Source organism: Serratia sp. HNCC26DJ206, assembly GCF_057180605.1.
Map to the genome: position 1 here is coordinate 1 of NZ_JBXUGP010000072.1, position 6,255 is coordinate 6,255.

Here is a 6,255-nt window from a genome sequence, read left to right on the forward strand (position 1 = left end):
CATGCCATGCTCGCGACACAATTCAGCCACCGGCGTTCCTACCTCGGCTTGCTTAAGGATGGCCATGATTTGGCTGTTGGTAGAACGCGATTTTTTCATAAAAATCTCCTCGGTTCAGATTACGAGAAAATTCTACTTATGAACACACCGCGTTTTCGGAGGGATTACCTAGGAACCCCGGCCAAAGGCGGGGTGTTACAAATAGTATTGTTATCAGCCTATGTTATACTTCAAGCAAACAGCATCTGCTGTAAGTTCTCCACAAACCAATTGATCATATTCTTCTTTCGTAATTTCCGTGGTCATTTCTCCACCTTGTAACCGCCCAGAAAGACAAGAAAAGACATATTTGTCTGAAACTTTTTTTACTCTCCACCAACTTGGATCTGTGGAAAATTCACCCTCTTCAAGCTTTGGCTCTCCCAAAATCACAGGAGTTCCTTCAAACATAAAATCTGTGCCGATAATTTTCACTTTATCACTCATAAACTATGCCTTAATCGCTAATTTTGGATCTTGTTCAGATCAATAATCGTTCCATTTTTTATTTTAGAGAAGTCCATTGTTGCTTCTGATACTCCCCCAGAGGTCTTTCCGCCTGGCAACCAATAGCTATTGGCTCCCCTTTCATTACCTGATGGAATTTTTAATCCTGAAAAATCCTCTTTTTTGATATATACAACCACCGTATCTGAGCCACTCAAATAACCTTTGTCTAAACCTAATTTTTGCTCAACAATTCTTAGATCACCTTGTGATTCTTTTAATATCTTATTGAATTCAGATGCTGGCAGAACAAAACCACCATCGGGACCAAACGTTGTATGCTTATCAATACCGCTTTTAGATGTAAACCTTACAGCGCCATCATCAAACTTAGCCAAATGCGCCTCTATTTGAGCCTTTGACATGTATGTTGATGGATCAGGCCTTTGTCCTTTAGGGATGCTAACAATCTCATTTATTTTAGCTTGGCTTAAATTAGTTACCTTCCCTGTATCCGCAGCCAACTTCTCCAGACTGACACCCGCTGCCTTGGCTCCATAAACCAGCCCCACTGTATCTTGGATGGTGATCGCTATCTTCGCCCACCCCGGAATATCTTCCAACGCTTGCTGATATTTGCCTGCGTAGGCCGCATCCTGAGACATCTTGGCCTTGGCCTGTTCAGGCGTATAACCCTGATCTACCAGCTTGAGCAGATCACGCGAGTAGTCCCCTATTAAATCACCGAATTTCGCCATTTCCTCCGGGAACTGGTCGCGTAAGTCGTAATAGGTCTGGTATTCCGCATAACCCTGATAGCTTTCTTTAGCTGCCTGTGCCAGCTTCAGTTCATGGATACATCCCGCACTGGCTCCATTAGCACAGGCATCCTTCAGATTCGCGTCACTGGTAAGATCCTTTTGTGTCAGGTTAGCCAGATCTTTCACTTCACTGTCGGTAATCGTGCCATTGGCCAGTTTGGTTTCCAGTTGCTGTTGGCGGATCTTATCGCTGGCGTTGAGATAGTTATTCTCCACCGCGTTCTTCCCAGCCTGACCTCCTGCTACCGCATTTGCAGTGTTGTCACCCACGACACCACCCGCTAACCCTGCCGCCAAGGTCGCCAGTGCGCTGATCCTCTGCTTCTGCTCCTCACTCAGGTTTTCAGGTTTCACGTCAGGATACAACTGACCCGCCAGATAACGCGCGGCCAGTTCGCCACCTGCTGCACCCGCAGCGCCAGCTGCTGCCGAGTTACCGCTCATCTCTGCCGCTATCGCGCCCCACACAGCGTGCGCCAGCACATTGGCGGTATCATTATCCCCGGTGTACTTCTTGATTTGCTCTGCTGCATACGGGCTTAATCCACCCGCAATCGCCGCCGCCATATTGCCACCGGCCATGCCCTGCAACGCTGCCGTGACGGCTTGTGCCGCTTTCTGCAAGTCGCTGCCCGTACCGTATTTCTGCATCTCCGCTTTGTAGGCATCGGTTTTACGTAGCTCTTCAGCATTGCCTTTCAACTCAGGGTGACGTTTCAGTGCTTCCTCAAGCCCGTTGATATCCCCCTGTGTCCGGACGATATCCATCGCTTGTGCACCGATTTCCCCTATCAGTTGCGCTGCCTTCAGCCGATTCTGCTCCTTTTCCTTGTCGAAAATCGGCCCAATACTTCCGTTAGCATTGTCGGTGTCTCGACTCAGGTCCGCCACATCCTGTTTCTGATTAGCCTGGTCACGGATGATAAGGGTGCCATCACTGACTGCAGCCTGCGTTGTGCCTTCTGCATGCCCACTGTTACCCAACCCCGACAGCGCCATGCTGCCCAGATTGCTCAGCAGGTCAGAGCCCACCGGGCCACCAGAGCTCAGGCTACCGCCCTGATGCTCGGCCTTGAAGTCTGCCTGGTTATGGATATTGCTAAAGCCCAGTGTGCCGGTATCCAACCGGTTTTTATCCGCGTCTGCCGTGCTGGCTATCACCGCACCGTCAAGCTGTGTATGCTCACCCACTGTGACGTCAAAGCCGCCTTTACCCGCGTAGATACCCGTTTGTTCCTGCACGCTGTCATAGTTGCTGTGCAGCTTGTCACGGTTCATGCTCAGGTTGGCAGAACCACCGCCGCCCACCACCGCCACGCTGACACCGCCACTGACGCTGGTCTGCTTCGCATCATAGTTGTCGCTGTCCTGCTGGCTTTGCAACGTCAGATTACGCCCCGCATCCACCTTCACCGTGTCACCGCTGGCCTGAGCGCCCACCAGGGCCGTATCACGTCCGCTGTGCAGCGACAGCGTACCGCCACTGTCGACCAGGGTTTCACTCCAGAACGTGCCGTCGCCGTGCTCATTGCCCTGGCTCTTGTTGGCGTTGGCAAACACACTCAGACCGCTGCCTGAGCCACCCACGCCCAGGCTGACGCCAATGTTGCCGCTGCTGCTGCTGTTGCTGCCTTCGGTTTTTTGCGTGTTGGCTGCACCCAGTAGCAGCAAATCACGTTGCGCATCCAACGTGGTATCACCACCGGCTTTGAGCTGGCTACCGGCAATCAGGAGGTCGCCGCTGTTTGCCGAATTTCCTTGACCGGTGGCAGTGACCGTCAGGTTATTGCCTGCCGTCAGTGTCGACCCACTGACGGTTTTCTGTTCCTGATGTTGCTGCGAGGACGATTTCTGCGAACCTAGTGAAACACTGACACCCACCATACTCGCCGCATCGCCGCCCTCCGCCTGCACCAGTTGCCCGGCTTGCACGGCCTGAACACCTGACAGCGCCGCTTTTGTCCCTTGCAAGGCAGCCAAGCGCCCGTCAGTTTCTTTTTTTGCCTGCTGTGCGGTGGTAACCGCACTGTTGACCGCGCTGCCTACCGGGCCAGACAGGGCAATAGTGAGTCCGCTTTGTTTCTGCTCAAAGGTTTCATCCCGGCGGGTGATATCGTGCCCAGGGTCAATCTGTACGCTATCACCGGTCACCGACAGGTTCTGGTTGGCAATCACATCGGCACCGCCGATATGCGCTTTACCTCCTGCCACAATGTTCACATCACCCCCGGTCGACCCGAGGGTGCTCACACTCTGGCTCTGGGTGGTACCGTCTTCGTTCACCTGATGGCGTGACGAGGTGCTGCCGATGGTAAAGCCCAGCCCACCGCCGCTGAACACACCGCTCTTTTTCTTCTCATCCAGGCGGTAGCTCGATTGCTCTTCGGTGGCCGCCACTATTTCGACGTTATTACCTGCTTTTAGATTAATATTGCCGTCACCGACCACCGCAGAACCTTTTACCGTCAGGTCATTACCGGCAGACAACGACACGTTGTTGCCGCTGAGCATTGAGCCCTTTTCCTGCGTCGCATAGTCTTCACGCACCGTATGGGTGGTGGTCTTTGACAGGAAACCTTTCTTGGTTTGGGTCTCTTCAAAGAAGTGGTAGTCACTCTCGGTGGCAGTATCAAGATTGATATCACGCCCGGCAGTCACACCGATATCACCTTGTGCGTTCACCTGCGCAGCCTGACTGTTGACGTCACGGTCTGCCTGGATCGTGGTATTCCCACCACTGGCTATATCGGTATTCTGTTGACGGACAGACTCATCGACCTGCTGACGACCGCTCGAGCGGCTTTCTTCATACTCACGTGTCTGTTGAGAAGAAAGATTGACATCCCGACCAGCACGCAAGCTGACATCATTCTCTGCAATCAGGGTCGATGACTGTACATTCACGTCCTGTTTGGCCTGCAGAGACAGATTGTTACCCGCAACCAACTGACTGCCCTGATGGCTTTCCGTGACCTTCTGCCACGTTGTGCCATTAAATATCCTGTCAGACGTCAACGTATTATTGCCTGCCTTGATAGAAACATCATTCCCCGCCTGAACGGACAGCGTGTTATCTGCATGGATATTCCCGGAAACAACATTAACATCATGGCCAGCAGCAACATTGATATCACGCCCCGACAGTGAACTTCCCTGAGAAGATGTCGCATCAAGAGTCAGTGTTTGCGTGTAGTTACGGTTACGCCCTCCCCCTGTTTTTCCGCTGTATTCATGATGCGCATCATAAACAAAGGTATTGGTGACATCCTGAAGATTAACATCCCGCCCGGCCTGGAGAGCGAGTTGCCCCTCCGCAGTCATTCTGGCTGCCTGGCTATTTATATCCTGTCCCGCTGACAAGGTGACATCCCCCTGACCCGAGACCACCGACCCCGTATGCGCTGTTGAACGTTGCGCCACTGTATTATTGGGTCCGAAAACATACCGCTCGCTGTTGCTGGTTTCCACCGCATTCAGATTCAGGTCACGCCCCGCCGTGATGGAGGTGGTGCCGCCTTCACCGCTGTTGACCACCTGCGTTGCCGTCAGATTGACATCCCGCCCGGCTTGCAGCGCCAGCGTGCCATCCGGTTGCTGCACATACAGCCCGGCGACGCGGTCCAGCGTGTTACGCGCAAAGTCACCGCCCGCGCTTTCGGCACTGCGGGTGGTGGTGATGGCGTTGATATCCCGCCCGGCGGTGGCCACAAGGCTCTGTTGCCCGGCGATCACGCCGCCGACGTTATTGATATCGGTACGCGCTTTCAGCGCCACATCGTTACCCTGGATCAGCCCGCCCAGGTTGTTGATGTTTTCTGCGAGGATCTGTGTACTCTGCTGGCCATTGATGCGCCCGCTGTTGGTCAGATCGCCACTCAGGTTCAGGCCGACATTTTTCCCGGCCAATAGCGCACCGCTGCCATCCAGGTCACCCGCCTTGACGGTGGCATACACCTGCGGCACCAGCACCTGCTGGGTGCTGCCGTCTGGTAACGTCACGGTCTGCGCCACCAGCCAGACGATATCTCCCGTCAGCAGCGCCATCTGTTCAGCGGTGAGCGCCACACCCAGCGTCAGATTGTATTTCTTGCCGAACTCCACCCCATTGTTCATCAGGGCCTTGTACTGCTCTTCGTCGTTCTGGAAGCCGTCGAGATAACGGTTACCGGTCAGGGCAATCACCTGCTCGCGGATCAGCCGTTGTTCGTAATAGCCATCCCCCAGTCGTTTCAGCACGTTGTTCGGATCGGTGGTGAAGGCGTTCATCATGTAATCCGAGCCCAGCCACTGTTTCTGGTTGGTGAAGCGCGGATCGGTTTCCACCAGATACGGGCTGCTGTCCGGGCGTACCTGGAACAGGCTGTTGTCCGGCAGTTGGGTGTTTGGCCCAACCAGGCGCGCCACCTTGCCTGAATCCCCCAGATTCACCTCGAAGGTTTTGCCCGCTGGCAGGGTAATCGCCCCTGGCACCACAGGCAGCAGGTTGCCTGCGCTCGGCCCGGTAATCGGCCCGGAGTTGATACCCGCTGCACCCTGGATATCACCATTGATATCGGCCTGCTGCTGGGCATCAATCACCAGACTGCTGCCTTGCCCCTGGGTATATTCTGCCAGGGTGCTGAGTTTCAGGGTGATACCCTGGATCACAGTCGGTGGCTGGTAAGCAACACCTTCTTTGCCACTATCATCCGTCCCTTTCTGAGGAATACGCCAGTAATAGGTGGCGTTGCCGACATCGTTGATCTGGCGGTTGGCCTCCACCTCGACGTTATCCAGCGACCCGGCCTGTAGCGCCAGTGCCCCACCGGCAATGATCTGGCTCTTGTCATTCAGCACGCTGCCCGCATTGATGCTGAGATTGCCCCCGGCCAGGATTTTGGCCGGATCAGACTCTTTCACCCGATCTTCAGTGATGGTGCGGGTGTAGTCGTAGTGGGTAAAACGGTCG

3 protein-coding genes are annotated in these 6,255 nt (G+C 54.2%); all 3 read right to left on the reverse strand.

Annotation, left to right across the window (positions count from 1 at the left end; translation table 11 throughout):
* The coding region (locus AC2A1E_RS23725) for a transposase (protein ID WP_484385797.1) at positions 1-99 on the reverse strand (99 nt) is incomplete at its 3' end.
* A gap of 114 nt (positions 100-213) precedes the next feature.
* Complete coding sequence (locus AC2A1E_RS23730; RefSeq protein WP_076943737.1) at positions 214-486, reverse strand: hypothetical protein; 273 nt, start codon at positions 484-486, stop codon at positions 214-216.
* A gap of 17 nt (positions 487-503) precedes the next feature.
* Positions 504-6,206, reverse strand: coding sequence for a hemagglutinin repeat-containing protein (locus AC2A1E_RS23735; protein WP_484385796.1), 5,703 nt, complete (start codon positions 6,204-6,206; stop codon positions 504-506).
* Positions 6,207-6,255 lie beyond the last annotated feature (49 nt).

Coding starts and splice junctions, on each gene's coding strand:
- AC2A1E_RS23730 (WP_076943737.1), bottom strand. CDS start 486: ATGAGTGATAAAGTGAAAATTATCGGCACAGATTTTATGTTTGAAGGA.